18 protein-coding genes are annotated in these 16,102 nt (G+C 41.3%); 9 read left to right on the top strand and 9 right to left on the bottom strand.

Translation table 11 applies throughout. The features are described from left to right. Positions 1-90 precede the first annotated feature (90 nt). Positions 91-1,104 carry a YihY/virulence factor BrkB family protein gene (locus WC743_RS03035; protein WP_373010296.1) on the bottom strand — a complete coding sequence of 338 codons (1,014 nt, stop codon included), beginning with the start codon at positions 1,102-1,104 and terminating at the stop codon, positions 91-93. A 49-nt stretch (positions 1,105-1,153) separates the two neighbouring features. Here WC743_RS03035 and WC743_RS03030 point away from each other — a divergent pair, with 49 nt between their 5' ends. Further along, positions 1,154-1,768 (top strand): phosphoglycerate mutase family protein, encoded by a 615-nt coding sequence (locus WC743_RS03030; RefSeq protein WP_373010295.1) that lies wholly within the window; start codon positions 1,154-1,156, stop codon positions 1,766-1,768. 3 nt (positions 1,769-1,771) lie between these two features. Here the strand turns inward: WC743_RS03030 and WC743_RS03025 are convergent, their stop codons facing one another. Genes WC743_RS03025 through WC743_RS03005 form a run of 5 tightly spaced genes read right to left on the bottom strand, consistent with a single transcriptional unit; the run spans position 1,772 to position 5,573 of the window. Then, positions 1,772-2,998: an alanine dehydrogenase gene (locus WC743_RS03025; protein ID WP_373010294.1), complete on the bottom strand. Its 1,227-nt coding sequence runs from the start codon at positions 2,996-2,998 to the stop codon at positions 1,772-1,774. 49 nt (positions 2,999-3,047) lie between these two features. Continuing rightward, complete coding sequence (gene tsaE, locus WC743_RS03020; RefSeq protein ID WP_373010293.1) at positions 3,048-3,464, bottom strand: tRNA (adenosine(37)-N6)-threonylcarbamoyltransferase complex ATPase subunit type 1 TsaE; 417 nt, start codon at positions 3,462-3,464, stop codon at positions 3,048-3,050. Between the two features lie 6 nt (positions 3,465-3,470). After that, a complete protein-coding gene (locus WC743_RS03015; RefSeq protein ID WP_373010291.1) occupies positions 3,471-3,845 on the bottom strand; it encodes a type II toxin-antitoxin system VapC family toxin in 375 nt (124 codons plus the stop codon). Beyond that, positions 3,832-3,993, bottom strand: a complete 162-nt coding sequence (locus WC743_RS03010) for a hypothetical protein (RefSeq protein ID WP_373010290.1) — start codon at positions 3,991-3,993, stop codon at positions 3,832-3,834. Before WC743_RS03010 ends, WC743_RS03015 begins: the two co-directional genes overlap by 14 nt. 26 nt (positions 3,994-4,019) lie before the next feature. Continuing rightward, complete coding sequence (locus tag WC743_RS03005) at positions 4,020-5,573, bottom strand: PglZ domain-containing protein (RefSeq protein ID WP_373010289.1); 1,554 nt, start codon at positions 5,571-5,573, stop codon at positions 4,020-4,022. A gap of 139 nt (positions 5,574-5,712) precedes the next feature. Between WC743_RS03005 and WC743_RS03000 the strand changes: the two genes are divergently transcribed. The 6 genes from WC743_RS03000 to efp all read left to right on the top strand — a co-directional run bounded on the left by WC743_RS03000 (position 5,713) and on the right by efp (position 11,749). Continuing rightward, on the top strand, positions 5,713-6,939 hold the full coding sequence (locus WC743_RS03000; RefSeq protein WP_373010288.1) for an HD domain-containing protein: 1,227 nt from the start codon (positions 5,713-5,715) through the stop codon (positions 6,937-6,939). A gap of 81 nt (positions 6,940-7,020) precedes the next feature. After that, positions 7,021-8,064, top strand: coding sequence for a UDP-3-O-(3-hydroxymyristoyl)glucosamine N-acyltransferase (lpxD, locus tag WC743_RS02995; RefSeq protein ID WP_373010287.1), 1,044 nt, complete (start codon positions 7,021-7,023; stop codon positions 8,062-8,064). Between the two features lie 90 nt (positions 8,065-8,154). After that, positions 8,155-9,552 carry a bifunctional UDP-3-O-[3-hydroxymyristoyl] N-acetylglucosamine deacetylase/3-hydroxyacyl-ACP dehydratase gene (locus WC743_RS02990; protein ID WP_373010286.1) on the top strand — a complete coding sequence of 466 codons (1,398 nt, stop codon included), beginning with the start codon at positions 8,155-8,157 and terminating at the stop codon, positions 9,550-9,552. A gap of 2 nt (positions 9,553-9,554) precedes the next feature. Beyond that, positions 9,555-10,340: an acyl-ACP--UDP-N-acetylglucosamine O-acyltransferase gene (lpxA, locus tag WC743_RS02985; RefSeq protein ID WP_373010285.1), complete on the top strand. Its 786-nt coding sequence runs from the start codon at positions 9,555-9,557 to the stop codon at positions 10,338-10,340. Positions 10,341-10,451: 111 nt separating this feature from the next. After that, entirely contained in the window at positions 10,452-11,072 is a 621-nt protein-coding gene (locus WC743_RS02980; protein WP_373010284.1) for an ATP-binding cassette domain-containing protein, read from the top strand. A gap of 113 nt (positions 11,073-11,185) precedes the next feature. After that, entirely contained in the window at positions 11,186-11,749 is a 564-nt protein-coding gene (gene efp / locus WC743_RS02975) for an elongation factor P (protein ID WP_373010283.1), read from the top strand. A gap of 180 nt (positions 11,750-11,929) precedes the next feature. Here efp and WC743_RS02970 read toward each other — a convergent pair whose 3' ends face one another. The 3 genes from WC743_RS02970 to WC743_RS02960 form a co-directional block, all read right to left on the bottom strand. After that, positions 11,930-12,697: an exodeoxyribonuclease III gene (locus tag WC743_RS02970; protein ID WP_373010282.1), complete on the bottom strand. Its 768-nt coding sequence runs from the start codon at positions 12,695-12,697 to the stop codon at positions 11,930-11,932. A 71-nt stretch (positions 12,698-12,768) separates the two neighbouring features. Next, entirely contained in the window at positions 12,769-13,482 is a 714-nt protein-coding gene (locus WC743_RS02965) for a peptidylprolyl isomerase (RefSeq protein ID WP_373010281.1), read from the bottom strand. A 111-nt stretch (positions 13,483-13,593) separates the two neighbouring features. Beyond that, positions 13,594-13,947 (bottom strand): hypothetical protein, encoded by a 354-nt coding sequence (locus tag WC743_RS02960; protein WP_373010280.1) that lies wholly within the window; start codon positions 13,945-13,947, stop codon positions 13,594-13,596. Between the two features lie 137 nt (positions 13,948-14,084). On the opposite strand from WC743_RS02960, the gene WC743_RS02955 reads away from it, so the two are divergent. Both WC743_RS02955 and WC743_RS02950 read left to right on the top strand, forming a co-directional pair. Beyond that, entirely contained in the window at positions 14,085-14,411 is a 327-nt protein-coding gene (locus WC743_RS02955; protein ID WP_373010279.1) for a hypothetical protein, read from the top strand. A gap of 66 nt (positions 14,412-14,477) precedes the next feature. Beyond that, positions 14,478-16,102, top strand: a 1,625-nt coding sequence (locus tag WC743_RS02950; RefSeq protein ID WP_373010278.1) for a TonB-dependent receptor domain-containing protein, incomplete at its 3' end; no start/stop codon positions are given.

Genomic DNA, 16,102 nt, shown 5'->3' with positions numbered 1-16,102 from the left:
TTCTGCAATAAAAAAAGCATTTAACATTATTAAATAATATGTCATTTACACATATTATGCGTATTAAATAATATGAAACGGCAGGCCTTGCTATTTCTCGTTCTTGGGGTTAATTTTTAAGTGGCCTTGTAAATTGGGGTTTTGGGCCGGGAGTGTGGAAACTGTTCTTTCCACTTCGGTTTGTTGTACAGATACGGCATAATCAGCGGGCTCAATACGGCTGCCAATAGCTTCTGCGTAAACCTGTGTAAACTCGGCACCTATATATAGTATTGCCGCCGTATAATATATCCACACTAAAATTACAATAATCGAGCCCGCTGTGCCATATACGGATCCCTGGGCTGTATATTGAATGTACAAACTGATAATATACTGACCAATGATGAATAAAATGGCGGTAAATATGGCGCCAGAACGTACATCCTTCCATTTTATTTTTACATCGGGCAATACTTTAAATATAATGCCAAACAGTACTGAAATAACAACAAGTGTTATTCCCAAATTAACGCCGAATAAAAATGTCTTCCCAATAACGCCGGCAAGGTCTTTTCCTAATAATTTGGGCAGAAACGCTACTATCCTATCGCTAATAGCACTGATAATGATATTTACCAGTAAAGATGCCAGCAATAAAAAGCCAAGGCTTACGATCAATGAAAAGGAAAGGAACCTGTTCTTTAACATCTTAACCCAGCCCTTTTTGGGTTTGGCTTTAACGCGCCATATAATGTTAAGCGAATCTTGTATCTCAATAAAAATACTGCTGGCACCAAGCAACAGGGTAATAATGCTTATGCCCAAACCAAGACCACTTTTTCCTGTAATGTCCTGCGAATTTATAGTGCTTTGTATTTGCAGCGTTCCCTGCTTGCCTATATAATGCTGTATCTGGTCATAAAAATCTTTTCTATAACTATCATCCTTCAAAAAAATACCGGCAAGGGATAGTATTAATAATAGCAAAGGGGCCAATGAGAAAACGGTATAATAAGCCAATGACGCGCTCAGCTTTAATCCATTATCGTTAGAAAAGCCCCCAAAAGTGGCAACTAAAACTTTCCAAAGTTGTTTTAAATACTCTTTGCTAAAAAATTTCATATTAAAATTCCAATATATTTGTTAACACCATATTTGTAAACACCATAGTATGAAAAATGTAACGCGTGTCACACCCCTTTTTAAGCTGCTGGTTATTGTTTTATTACTTAGCAATTTTAGTGCCTTGGCTCAAAAAACAATAATTTGGGTGGTTAGGCATGCCGAAAAAGAAGCATCAGCCCCTGACCTGGTGAACCGTGACCCAAACTTATCTGAAGATGGCAAGCAAAGGGCCGCCGATCTGGCGAAGGTTCTGAAGCGCGAAAACATTAAAGCCATATATGTAACCGCAACCAAACGCAGCGCACAAACCGCTAAACCATTGGCAATGCAAGCCCGGATACTCCCGCGTGTTTATACTGACAGTGTTAAACCATTTGCAAAAACCCTGCTTAATAATTTTAAAGGAAGTAAAGTATTAATTGTTGGCCATTCAAATACTGTAATGCCTTTATTAGCCGCCTTAGGTGCCGATATGCCGCTTGATGAGCTAAGCGAGGAGGATTTTGACATGATATTTAAGGTAACTATAAAAGACTCCGGCAAGGTTGACCTCGAAGTATCTTACTATGGCACCTTACACCACACCAGCGACTTGCCCGAAAAGTACCGCCCGGATAAACAAAACTTTCAGCAATACGCAAGGCCTATTACCAATTACTAAGAATTAATGGTTTGATACTACCAGCAGATCAAGATCTTTACATGGTATATTAAAGCGTTCGCCCATGTGTTTATTGGTTAGGTGGCCCTGGTAAATATATACCGACTTCCTGATCCCTGCTTTTTGCCATATTACATTCTTTAGGCTTCCCTGTTCACCTATGTCCAATAAAATAGGCGAAAAAATATTGGTGAGTGCATAAGTTGCAGTACGTGCCACCCGCGATGCGATATTGGGCACGCAATAATGTATTACATCATATTTCCTAAAAACCGGGTGGGTGTGGTTAGTAACCTCAGATGTTTCAAAGCAGCCACCCTGGTCAATACTCACATCAATAATTACCGAGTTGGGTTTCATGCGGCTAACTGTAGCTTCAGATACAATACAAGGGCTGCGGCCATCATCGGCGCGCATGGCCCCAATGGCTACATCGCAGGTGGTAATGGCTTTTTCCAGTACAATTGGCTGCACTACAGATGTAAATACACGGGTGCCAATGTTGTTTTGCAACCGGCGCAGTTTATATATAGACGGATCAAAAACTTTAACCTCGGCACCTAATGATATAGCGGTGCGGGCCGCGTATTCACCAACTGTGCCCGCGCCTAATATTACAATTTCTGTAGGGGGCACGCCGGTTATACCACCAAGCATCAGGCCCTTGCCTTCAAAAATATTACTTAAATATTCCGCGGCTATCAGTACGGATGTAGCGCCTACAATTTCGCTCATGGCCCTAACTACTGTTAATGAACCACCCTCATCTTCCAGGTGCTCAAAGCAAAGCGCCGTGATTTTTTTATTAAGCAAAGCATGCAGGCATTCGGCTTTTAAGGTTGATAACTGCAGGGCAGATATTAACAGCTGGCCGGGTTTCATCATCGCTATTTCCTCCATAGTAGGCGGCGCTATTTTAATGATGATGTCGGCTTCGTAAACGCGTTTGGTATCATAAACAATTTGCGCGCCCTGCTCACTATAGTTGGTGTCAGAAAAATTGGCGGCCTGCCCGGCATTACTTTCCAGCATTACCTCGTGGCCATTGTTTATAAGCAGTGCTACAGATAAAGGAGTTAACGGGATCCGGTTTTCCTGAAAAGAAACTTCCTTGGGTATGCCAATATAAAGTTTGTTCTTTTTGTTCTTTACTTCCAGCATTGATTCCTGGGGTTGCATCATTGCTTGTTTGGCAACATCAGAAAACCCGCTATACTTCCCTGCACTCATGTTATGTCTTTTTTTCCGGGTGATGAAGTTAAGAAAAAAGGATTAGTTTTTAAATGTTTTCCACCGTTATTTGTCGTGAGCCCTCATCAATAACCGTTATCCGGATACCGGTATACTGATCAGGAATTAAACCAGCTATTTTCTCGGGCCATTCAATAAAACAGTAATTACCACTGTAAAAATATTCCTCATAACCCATATCCAGTGCTTCGGTCTGATTATTAAGCCGGTAAAAATCAAAGTGATAAACCGGCCCGGCTGTACCGGCATATTCATTAACAATAGAAAATGTAGGGCTGGTTACGCCATCAATAACACCAAGCTGCCGGCATAAGGTTTTGATAAGCGTGGTTTTACCGGCCCCCATATCGCCGTAAAAAAGCAAGATCCGGTTTGTGCCCGCAAATTCTAAAATACTTGATGCTGCCGCCGGAAGATCTGCGATGGATGAAGTGTGTAAGTCCATTATTTATTAAGACAATTCGTATAAAACTAAATCAAGTTCTGCTATTTTCTTAAACCCTTTATCTGCTGTTACAAAGGGTAAGTTTTTAGTCAAGGCAGATGCAGCAATGATGCTATCAGGAAGTTTTAACTTATGTTCTCTTCTTAAATTGATTGTGGTTTGTTTGATATCGTTAGTAATATTGATTACAGTAACGGAATCTATGAAAGCATTTAGTATTTTAACCGAGGCATTATCATGTCCATGATGTGCAAATAATTCAATCTCGGTGATAAACGATATATAAATGTTTTGATCTTGTAATAGATTTGATAACCTAACATCTCCATTCAATAAATAAATGCAGATGTTAGTATCTATAAAAATATCAGTTCCACTCATCCCGTAATCGTTGTTGAATTTTTAAAGCGTCGTCGTCCGTTTTTAAAACCCCACAAAATTTCTTTGCGTCGAACTTTTTAAACTGACGGTTAGCCAATGCTTTCTTTATTTTAACAACATCCTTGTCGGTTTTCAATACTACAACCATATTCAAATATACTAAATAAATAAAAATTATTTAGGCCCGTAAGTTACAATCGGGATGATCATTTCCTCTAACGAGATACCGCCATGCTGAAAGGTTTCATTATAAAAATTCACAAAATGGTTGTAATTGTTAGGGTATACAAAGTAACTATCGCCTTTGGCAAAAACAAAGCTTGAGCTTACATGCAGCTTGGGCAGCATAGCATCATGCGGGTTACGAATGTGAAAAACCTCTTTGGCATTATAGTTTAGGTTTTTACCCTGTTTATAACGCAGGTTGGTATTGGTGTTCCTGTCGCCAATGATCTTGCTTGGGTTTTTAACCCGTATAGTACCATGGTCTGTAGTAATAATTACCCTTACCTGTTTTGAAGCCAGGAATTTAAGCAGATCAAATAATGGAGAGTGCTCAAACCATGATAACGTTAATGAACGATAGGCGGCATCATCACTTGCAAGCTCACGTATCATTTGCATATCGGTACGGGCATGGCTCAGCATATCAACAAAATTATATACCACCACATTCAGCTCATTATTCATCAGGTTATTAACCGACTCATTCAATGCGCGGCCCTCATCAATATTTAAAATTTTATGATAGGAGTGTTTAATATCCTTACGTAAAACCCTTTTTAACTGGTCAGTAATAAAGTCAGATTCATATAAGTTCTTTCCGCCTTCATCCTCGTCGTTTTGCCACATTTGCGGGTAACGTTTCTCCATATCCAAAGGCATTAAACCAGAGAAGATAGAATTACGCGCGTATTGGGTAGCAGTAGGCAGAATGCTGTAATAAGTATCCTCTTCCTCCAGCCTGAAATACTCAGATATGATAGGGTTAATTATCTTGAATTGGTCATACCTTAAGTTATCAATCAGTATAAAAAATACGGGGCCTTTGCCATCAAGCTTAGGGAACACCTTCTTTTTAAACAATTGCGGCGAACTTGTTGGCCCGTTCTCCGGGTCTTTTATCCAGCCCAGGTAATTCCGCTCAACAAACTTGCAAAACTGCACATTGGCCTCGGCTTTTTGCAGGGTCAAAATTTCATGCATGCCCGCATCTTCCAGGGTTTCCAGCTCCAGCTCCCAGTATATCAGTTTTTTGTAAACATCAACCCATTCCTGATAGCTTAAATTATCGTTCAGGCTCATGCCCAGGGTACGAAAATCCTGCTGGTAGGCCATGGTGGTCTTTTCAGTTACCAGGCGCTTATTCTCTGTTAGCTTTTTAATGGTAAGCAATATTTGCTTAGGGTGTACCGGCTTTATCAGATAGTCATCAATTTTTGAACCAATGGCATCTTCCATTAAGTACTCTTCCTCATTTTTAGTAATGAGCACTATTGGTACATCGTTATTTATATTTTTAATTTGCGACAGCGTTTCCAATCCCGTTAAACCCGGCATGTTCTCGTCTAAAAAAACAAGGTCAAAATAACCCTTTTTAAACTCCTCAACAGCATCGTTACCGTTGGTTACAGTAGTAACCTTGTAGCCTTTTTCGCTTAAAAACAGTATATGTGGTTTAAGCAGATCAATCTCGTCATCGGCCCATAATATTGTGGTATCCTGCATAATATATTTAATTTTACCACCTTATAACCTTTAAGCAGTATGTTTTGTTACAAAAATATACAAAGGTTTAACATATATTAACAAATAGAGCGTGCTTGTTTTGTCATAATTCAACACCTTTGCATACTTTACAGCTACTTTGAACAAAAAGAAAATAATAAATGACCCGGTATACGGGTTTATCAGCATACCCTCTGACCTGGTTTTTGACCTGATCGAGCATCCGTATTTTCAGCGCCTGCGTTATATTAAGCAGCTGGGAATGACGCATCTGGTATATCCCGGCGCGCTGCATACCCGTTTTCATCATGCTTTAGGGGCCATGCACTTAATGAGTACAGCGTATGAAACGTTGTGCAATAAAGGCATTCATATTACTCCCGAAGAAAAAGAAGGGCTGACTATTGCCATTCTGTTACATGATATTGGCCACGGGCCTTTCTCACATGCGCTGGAGCAAACCATTGTAGAGGAAATTGATCACGAGGATATATCTATCCTGCTGATGAATAAGCTTAATGAGGTATTTAATGGAAAGCTTACGTTAGCCATCAGCATATTTAAAGGCACTTATCATAAGAACTTTTTGCACCAGTTAGTATCCAGCCAGCTGGATATGGATAGGATGGACTACCTAAACCGCGACAGCTTTTTCACAGGGGTATCTGAAGGGGTTATCAGTTCAGACCGGATCATTAAAATGCTTAACGTTAAAGACAATGGCATAGCGGTTGAAGAAAAGGGTATTTATTCTATTGAAAAATTTCTCATCTCGCGCCGGTTAATGTACTGGCAGGTGTACCTGCACAAAACCGTTATTGCCGCCGAGCAGCTTTTGTGTAAGATATTTAAACGCAGCCGTGAGCTGGCTTTAGAAGGGAAACGATTTTTGGTTACCCCGGCTTTAAGTTACTTTTTAGAAAACGTTATTGGTAAAGACGAATTCATGAGCAACAGCAAGCACCTGGATACTTTTGCTTTGCTGGATGATACCGATGTAATGGCCGCTGTTAAAATATGGGCCGATAGCGATGACTTTGTGTTGAAGACCCTTTGCCATAACTTAATAAACCGTAAGCTTTTTCATGTAGATATTACTGCGGATAAGCCCGATGAACAATTTGTTAAACAACTAACCGCCAATGCGGTTAAGCATTATAACATTAGCCAGCACGAGGCAGAATATTTTGTATTTACCGATAGCATACGTAATAACGCCTATAACAAAGGCGATGGCAACATTCATATTTTAATGAAGGATGGCAGCATAAAAGATATTACGCTGGCCAGCGATAATTCAAACCTGGAGGCGCTTTCAAAAACAGTACGTAAATATATACTTTGCTATAGTAAAGATCTGTTATAGGGTTTAAAGAGATAATATTTAACATGAGCACACATTAATTTAATGATTTGTTGCTATGGTTTTAACATTTAAATTTGTACGATGCAATTTACCGCAAAGGATATAGCCTTAATGCTTAAGGGTACAGTTGAAGGAGACCCGCTTGCAGCGGTTGATCAGCTGGCCAAAATAGAGGACGCAGGCAACGGTTCGTTGTCTTTTTTAGCTAATCCTAAATATGAACAATACCTGTACACTACCAATGCATCTATTGTTATCATTAATAATGATCAACAGCTTGCCCAACCGGTGAGCGCCACTATTATACGGGTTGAGAACGCCTATAGCGCATTCTCCCTTCTGCTCGAAAAATATAATACCATAAAGCTGCATAAAGCAGGCATAGAGCAGCCGTCATTTATACATCCATCTGCAAAAATTGGCAACGATGCTTACGTTGGCGCTTTCGCCTACATAAGCCAGGATGTAAAAACAGGCGATAACTGCAAAATATATCCCAATTGCTATATTGCCGATAATGTAAAGCTGGGCAATAATGTTACCTTGTTTCCCGGTGTTACAATTTACTTTGATTGTGTTATCGGTAATAATGTAATTATCCACTCGGGCGCTGTTATTGGCAGTGATGGTTTTGGGTTTGCTCCAAATCCTGATGGCAGTTACAATAAAATTGCACAAATAGGCAACGTTATAATTAAGGATGACGTAGAAATTGGCTCGAATGCTACTATTGACCGGGCAACCATGGGGTCAACAGTTATACATGCAGGTGCTAAGATTGATAATCTGGTACAGGTTGCACACAATGTAGAGATTGGTGAAAATACCGTTATCGCCGCGCAGTCGGGCATATCAGGCAGTTCAAAAATTGGTGCACGGGTAATGATGGGCGGCCAGGTTGGTATAGCCGGGCATTTAAACATTGCCGACGGCACGCAGCTTGGTGCACAATCAGGCGTTAACAGTTCTATAAAGGAGGCCGATAAAAAGTGGGGCGGATCGCCTTACCAGGCTTATCAGGATTATTTAAGGGCACAGGTAAACATCAGAAAGCTGCCTGATCTGGAGAAAAGAGTAAAAGAATTAGAAAATATAATTACCGAACTTAGAAAAGACGTTCATTAAATTTACTTGTTTATGTGTTCATTAGGTTTATACCATAATGAACTATTCACCAATTAACAACTGAACCGATGAACCAACGAATATCATAAAATGAATGTAAAACAAAGAACTATTAAAGCGCCCGTTTCAGTATCGGGAACAGGCTTGCACACTGGTGAAAGTGTTACTATGACCTTTAACCCCGCGGCAGAAAAACACGGTTACAAATTTCGCCGTATAGATTTGCCCGGACAGCCTATTATTGATGCCGATTGTGATAACGTAACCGATACCTCAAGGGGGACCACGCTTACTCAAAACGGCGCCAGCGTTAGTACCGTTGAGCATGTGCTTGCAGCCCTGGTTGGCCTTGAAATAGACAATGTACTAATTGATATGGATGGCCCCGAAACGCCTATTATGGATGGGAGCTCTATACAATTTATTGATGCCATTTTAGAAACCGGCCTTATTGAACAGGAAGCCGACAGAGAATATTATCATATCCCATACAACATTCATTACTCTGAACCTGATCGTAAAGTGGATATGGTAGCAATGCCGTTGGATGATGATTACCGCTTTACCTGTATGGTTGACTATAACTCACAGGTATTAGGAAGCCAGCACGCCACTATATCCAGCATCAGCGAGTTTAAAAAGGAAATCGCATCAAGCCGCACCTTTTGCTTTTTACATGAACTGGAAGCCTTACTTAAGCATGATCTGATAAAGGGCGGCGACCTGAATAATGCCATTGTGGTAGTTGATAAGAAGGTTGACAAAGAAGAACTTGCCCATCTGGCCAAGCTGTTTAACCGTAAAGATATAAGTGTTGCGCCGCAGGGTATTTTAAACAACATTGAATTAAGGCATCAAAACGAGCCTGCCCGCCATAAGTTACTGGATATGATTGGTGATCTTGCTTTGGTTGGCGTTCCGCTAAAGGGCCATATTATGGCTGCAAGGCCGGGGCATGCGGCAAACGTAGCTTTTGCTAAAAAAATAAAAACACTCATCAAAAAAGAGCGCAGCCGCAAACATGTTAAGGTGTATGATCCTAACATGAAACCGGTGTATGATACCGTTCAAATCATGAACATATTGCCTCACCGCCCGCCAATGCTGCTTATTGATAAGATATTGGAGCTGACTAAAACGCACGTTGTAGGCTTAAAAGCGGTAACCATGAATGAGCCTTTCTTTGTAGGCCATTTCCCGGGCGCACCTGTAATGCCGGGTGTTTTACAAATTGAAGCGATGGCACAAACCGGTGGTATACTGGTATTGAACACCGTTCCTGATCCTGAAAACTGGTTAACATTATTCCTGAAAATTGAAAATGCACGTTTTAAAGACAAGGTTTTGCCGGGTGACACGTTAATATTCCGTTGCGACCTTCTCGCACCTATTCGTCGTGGCATTGCACAGATGAAAGGCATTGGGATGGTTGGCGAAAAAATAGTTGTTGAGGCCGAGTTAATGGCACAAATAGTTAAATACAAATAAATATGATACAGCCGTTAGCATACATCCATCCGCAGGCCCGGATAGCCGATAATGTGGTTATTGAGCCCTTTGTTACCATACACAAAGATGTTGAGATTGGCGAGGGTACCTGGGTAGGTTCAAACTCTGTGATAATGGATGGTGCGCGTATTGGCAAAAACTGCCGCATTTTTCCCGGCGCAGTTGTATCTGCCCCGCCACAGGATCTGAAATACAAAGGCGAGCCAAGTACGGTTACCGTTGGCGACAACACCGTAATACGTGAGTGTGTTACGCTTAACCGCGGCACAGCCTTAGATAAAAACACTACTACCATTGGCAGCAATTGTTTACTAATGGCTTATGTACACGTAGCGCATGATTGTGTTATTGGAGACAATGTAATTATTGCCAATAGCGTACAGCTTGCCGGGCACATTAATGTATATGATTACGCTTTCATAGGCGGTACATCTGCCGTGCACCAGTTTGTTGAAATTGGCGCGCACTGTATGATATCAGGCGGGTCATTGGTACGTAAGGACGTGCCGCCGTTCACTAAAGCGGGCCGCGAGCCATTGTCTTATATCGGTATTAACTCTGTTGGCTTGCGCCGCAGGGGATATTCTGCAACTACAATTAACGAGATACAGGAAATATACCGCATCATTTTTCTGAAAAAATACAACATGACCAAGGCCCTGGATATTATTGAGGCCGAATTTAACCCAACTGTTGAGCGTGATGAGATAATTAACTTTGTACAGAACTCGCAACGTGGTATCATGAAGGGGTTTGGAAGTATTTAGTATTCTGAATCAGAATTAACGGGATTTAAGAATTAACAGAATATGGGCCCAATTTTCCCTTTAATCCTGAAAATTTACTAATTCTGTAAATTCTGATTCGGACAACAACCTATGCAGATAACCCTCGAAAACATTGGCCGCCGTTTTAACCGTGAATGGATATTCAAGGGGATAAACTATACTTTTAACAGTAAAGGCAGCTATGCCATACTGGGGCCAAACGGTGCCGGTAAATCAACTCTTTTACAGGTTTTGAACGGTAGCCTGGTACCATCAGCAGGCACACTTGGTTATACTAAGGATGGCAATACTATTGAGCCCGAAAATGTATTTAATTACTTAAGCTTTGCCGCCCCTTATTTGGAGTTGATAGAGGAATTCACCTTAAGTGAAATGGTTGATTTTCATTTCAGGTTTAAAACATTTAAGCCTGAAATAGACAAAGCCGCGCTGGGTGAAATCCTGGGCCTTAAGGGCAGCAATAATAAAATGATCAGGTATTTTTCATCAGGTATGAAACAGCGGTTAAAGCTTGCCCTTGCTTTTTGTGCCGATACGCCAATGCTAATGCTGGACGAACCCACCTCAAATTTAGATACACAGGGCATAGACTGGTACTTGAACCTTGTAGAAAAATTCAGCGCAAACCGCCTAACAATTATTTGCTCTAATCAGGCACATGAGTACAGCTTTTGTGAAGAGAGGTTAAGTATATCAGATTATAAAGGTTGATCGTATTGTAGCAGCGCATTACTATGAATGATTAACCACGCCCCGTGAACCAAACACCAACTTGTTTCTTTGCCCTCAGATAACTAATTTTGCGCCTCGATTATAAATTAATTATGGCAAAAGCATCTGACGTAAAAAATGGAAATATCCTTCGCTTTAACGGCGAACTGGTACAGGTAGAAGAGTTTTTACACCGTACACCAGGTAACCTGCGTGCATTCTATCAGGCCCGCATGCGTAATGTAAAATCAGGCAAATTAGTTGAATACCGTTTCCGTACAGACGAGGAGGTAGATATTGCCCGTGTTGAAACCAATGATTATCAGTATTTATACGAAGATGGCGATGCGTTGGTGGTAATGGATAACACCACATATGATCAGCATAATGTTCCTAAAAAACTGTTTGGTACTGCTGTTAAGTTCTTAAAAGAGGGCATGAATGTAATTGTTGCCTTTGAAAGCGAAGAGCCCATTATGGGTTCTATCCCCGGTTCTGCCGAATTAGAAATTACTTATACCGAACCAGCTGTAAAAGGCGATACATCAACCGGTGCCCTAAAAAATGCAACCGTTGAAACCGGGGCAGAAATAAAGGTTCCATTGTTCATCAACATTGGCGATAAAGTAAAGGTTGATACCGCAACCGGATCTTATGTTGAAAGAGTGAAAGGGTAACCCCCCCAACCCCCTGAAAGGGGAGCAGAAATATAACGAAAGCCGCAAATCGCGGCTTTCTTGTTTTATAAGCTTGTTATCCTAACCGTAGCGAAGGATCTATTAGTGAATTTGCATGTCGGTGATTTAGAGACTTCAACATTATTATCGCTCCGGTTCCCCCTTCAGGGGGTTAGGGGGTTAAAACTCCAACTCCAGCAATACCGGGCAATGGTCAGAATGTCTTGCTTCTGATAAGATCGCGCATCGTTTTATATTATCTTCCAACTCTTTACTGGCCATGTTATAATCAATGCGCCAGCCCAGGTTTTTGGCGCGGGAATTAGCGCGGAAACTCCACCATGTATAATTGTGCGGCTCCTTGTTCACATGCCTGAAAGTATCTACAAAGCCCGATTCAATAAAGTTTTCCATCCACTCCCGCTCTTCGGGTAAAAAGCCGGAAGAATTGGCATTTGATTTTGGGTTATGGATATCTATCGCCCTATGGCAAATATTATAATCGCCGCAAATAACCAGTTTTGGGTAGGATGCTTTAAGTAAAACCAGGTACTTGCCAAACTCATCTAAAAAGCGATATTTAAATATCTGCCTGTCATCGCCACTTGAGCCGGATGGGAAATAAACGCTCATTACCGATACCTCATCAAAATCAACCCGGATGCACCGGCCTTCGCGGTCAAAATCAGGGATCCCACAACCATATTCAACATGGTTAGGCAGGCGTTTGCTAAAAATAGCGGTCCCGCTATATCCTTTCTTTTCTGCCGGGAACCAAAAATGCTGGTATCCCATGGCATCAACCAAACCTAAGTCGGTTAATACATCAGGCGTGGCCTTAATTTCCTGCAGGCAAACCACATCAGCGTCTGTAGCCTGCAACCATGCCAGCCAGTTCTTATTTATTGCCGAACGGATCCCGTTAACGTTATAGGTAATGATCTTCATATTAAATTTTCGCGCTCTTATTAACGGCGCCAAAAGGCTGCGTCCGTTTCAATTATTCAACTTTAGGTTTCTTATTTCTTGATTCCCTCTATCCCCAGCAATTTATCCAATTGCTTGCACTCCTTTTTCTTTAATAATTCAACGGTCATCGGCACATTGGTTGTAGGCCGGTCGCGCGAATCCTTATTTACGGCAGCAATGCGGTCAACCATGTCAATGCCGGTAACCACTTCACCATATACTGTGTAGTTTTGGTCCAGGTGCGGAACACCTCCAACCGTGGTATAAATATCACGTTGTGGTTTGGGTATTTTGCGCCCTTTTAAGCGGGTATTCTCCAGCGTATCTAATTTTCCGGGGGTAAAACGCTTACCTTCTACAATATAGAACTGGCAGCCGCTTGATGCTTTGGTGGGGTTATCATCGCGGGCGGCAGCCAATACGCCTCGCTTGTGGAAAATACTATCGCGAAACTCGGCAGGGACGGTGTATCCCACGTCGCCATTACCAAGTTCAACACCGGGTTTGTTTTTGGTGGTGTCTTTTGAGTCCGGGTCGCCGCCTTGTATCATAAAGTTTTGTATCACCCTATGAAACAGCGTGCCGTTATAAAACCCTTTTTTAGTCAGCTTTATAAAATTGTCGCGGTGCAGTGGCGTTTCGTTATACAGCCGGATAATGCAATCGCCATAACCGGTTTTGATACGCACATACTGGTTCTTTGGCGGCTTAGCAAAAGAGATAACGGTGATCAGCAAAAAACAAATGGTAAAAAGTTTCTTCATCTTGGTTAAAGTTATAAGGGTTGTAAGAGTTGTAAATGTTGAAGAGGTTAATTAATAGATTGAAAAGACTTTAACCTTTACAACCCTTATAACAACTCCAACCTATAACCCTCATAAGCCCCACTCCATTTCGGTTTCAAAATAATTAATAATAAGCGATTTAAGCAGCATTTCCTGCTCCAATATGGTATAATTTGGTACTACATTTACTAATTTCCAGTGCGGCCAGCCATCCTGATCCAGGCCTTCCAGTTCATAGAAACCCATTTGGCTAAACAGCTTACAGTTAGCAATATGCATCAGCTCTTCTTTTTGACGCTTGCTAAACTTTTTTGGGCCCTGGCCAAGTTCCTGCACACCTATTAAAAATAGTATCACCTTAATATCCGGCTTCTCATTATCAAACTCTGTGGCTATGCGCTCTTGCAGGGCGGCCCATTTCAAATTAATTTCGGCAGGTTTCATATTGGCAAATATAACAGATGTAAGTTTGCTTTGTGGTTTTTGATGAAAAGCTCTTAACAATATTGTTACGTATTAAGCATCCATTTGGTATATTATTAATTACTTTTGTTAAACATTGCTAAAAGCATAAGCTGGTTTTGAAAAAAAGCACCTATCATATCATCTGCTCCTGGGTATTGCTGTTATGTTTTATAACAGGCCAGTATATGGTATATGCACACCAGCATTATATTAATAAAAATGCGCACAAATCTGCGTGCCATTCTTCCAAAAGTTCATCTCAACCAACTGTATCAGAAAAATGCGCCCTGTGCGATAGCATGCACCATGTTAACATGGAAATGGCTAACCACACCAGCTATGATACCCTTGTGAGCACTAATTTTGTATTCAAAACATTTGAGTACGATTTCGTCAGCATTGCGCTGATCCTTTCGCCGGGGCGCGCACCTCCTATAGCATAATAATAACTTATTATCCAGCAAACGCCGCTTTATGTGGCACTTTATTGATTTTTTAATTTATTTATTATGAAACTAAGATTAATTAGTTCCCTTCTGTTTTTATTTGTACTAACTTCTGCCTTCGCGAATACCATTGATTTTAAAGGAAAAGTTATTGATGCCAAAACACAACAATCCCTTCCGGGCGCTGTGATCAGCATCCCCGATCTGCATATATCTGTCGCCACTAACAACAATGGCGAATTCACATTTAAATCTATCCCGGCACGTGGGCGCTATGTGGTACAGGTGCAATATTTAAGCTATAAAACATTAACCCAAACGGTTGATTTTTCATCAACAGCGCCTATTGTATTTGCATTACAACCCAGCATAGTTGAAACACATGAGGTGGTAATTACCGGTACGCCAATTACAGCAGGCAGCCGCAGCAATAGTACATCGGCATCAGTAGTAACTAAAGACCAGCTACAGGGTTCATCAACCAATTTAATTGATGCATTGGCCAGGCAGGTACCGGGTGTAAGCCAGATAACTACCAGCCAGGCTATTTCAAAACCGGTTATTCGCGGTTTAAGCTACAACCGTGTAGTAACTTTAAATGATGGCGTTAAACAACAAGGCCAGCAATGGGGCGATGAGCACGGCATTGAGATGGACCAGTTCCAGGCCGAGCGTGTGGAAGTGTTGCGCGGTGCAGCATCTTTACAATACGGATCTGATGCGTTAGGTGGTGTTATAAATGTAATTGACCCGCCAACACCAACAGAGGGTAATATAAAAGGGGAGGTTTTAACCAATTATTCTACCAACAGCGGTTTAACGAATTCATCCGTTATGTTAAGCGGAAATGAAAGTGGTTTTGTATGGAGGGGCCGCGGCACTTATCAGAATGCATATTCTTTTAATACACCTGCCGGCCATTATATCAACAGCGGTTTTAACCAAACCAACTTTAGCGGTTTATTGGGTGTAAACAAAAGCTGGGGTTACTCGCATTTAAACTTCTCGTATTTTAAAAACAACATTGGTTTTTACGATGCCGAACCCGGCGACCCGCTGTATACCGATTCAAAAGACAGAACAGTCGATTTCCCGCGACAGGATATCCGCCACTATAAACTAGCATTGAACAATAACTTTATTTTTGGTGCAAGCTCTTTAAAGCTTGATTTGGGTTACCAGAAAAACCAACGCCGCGAATTGGAGGATAGTACTACCCCAAACTTATTCTTCGACCTGAACACCTACTCGTTAGATGCTAAATATTACCTGCCCGAAAACAATGGCTGGAGGCCGGTATTTGGTATAAGCAGCAGCCTGGGCCATAGTGTTAACCTGGGTGAAGAATTGCTGATCCCTGCGTATGATGAATATAGCACAGGCGCTTTTGTATATGCTAAGAAAACATGGGATCAAAACACATTTAGTGTTGGTGCAAGATTTGATTATGTGAAAAACAAAGGCAAGGCACAGAATAATGATGAGGGAGATGTTATATTTTCCGGTTTTGATAACCAATTCTCAAACGTGAGCGCTGCTTTAGGTTATACCCACATATTTAATGATGAATTAAGCTTTAAAGCAAATGCAGGTTCGGCATTCCGTGCGCCAAACCCGGCCGAATTAGGTTCAAACGGTGTACATGAAGGAACAAGCCGTTATGAGATTGGTAACGCAAACCTAACCCC

This window comes from Mucilaginibacter sp. (genome assembly GCF_041660805.1).
Classification (GTDB): Bacteria; Bacteroidota; Bacteroidia; order Sphingobacteriales; family Sphingobacteriaceae; genus Mucilaginibacter.
Note: the sequence above shows the minus strand (reverse complement) of the source record. Positions and strands in the feature narration are given on the sequence as shown.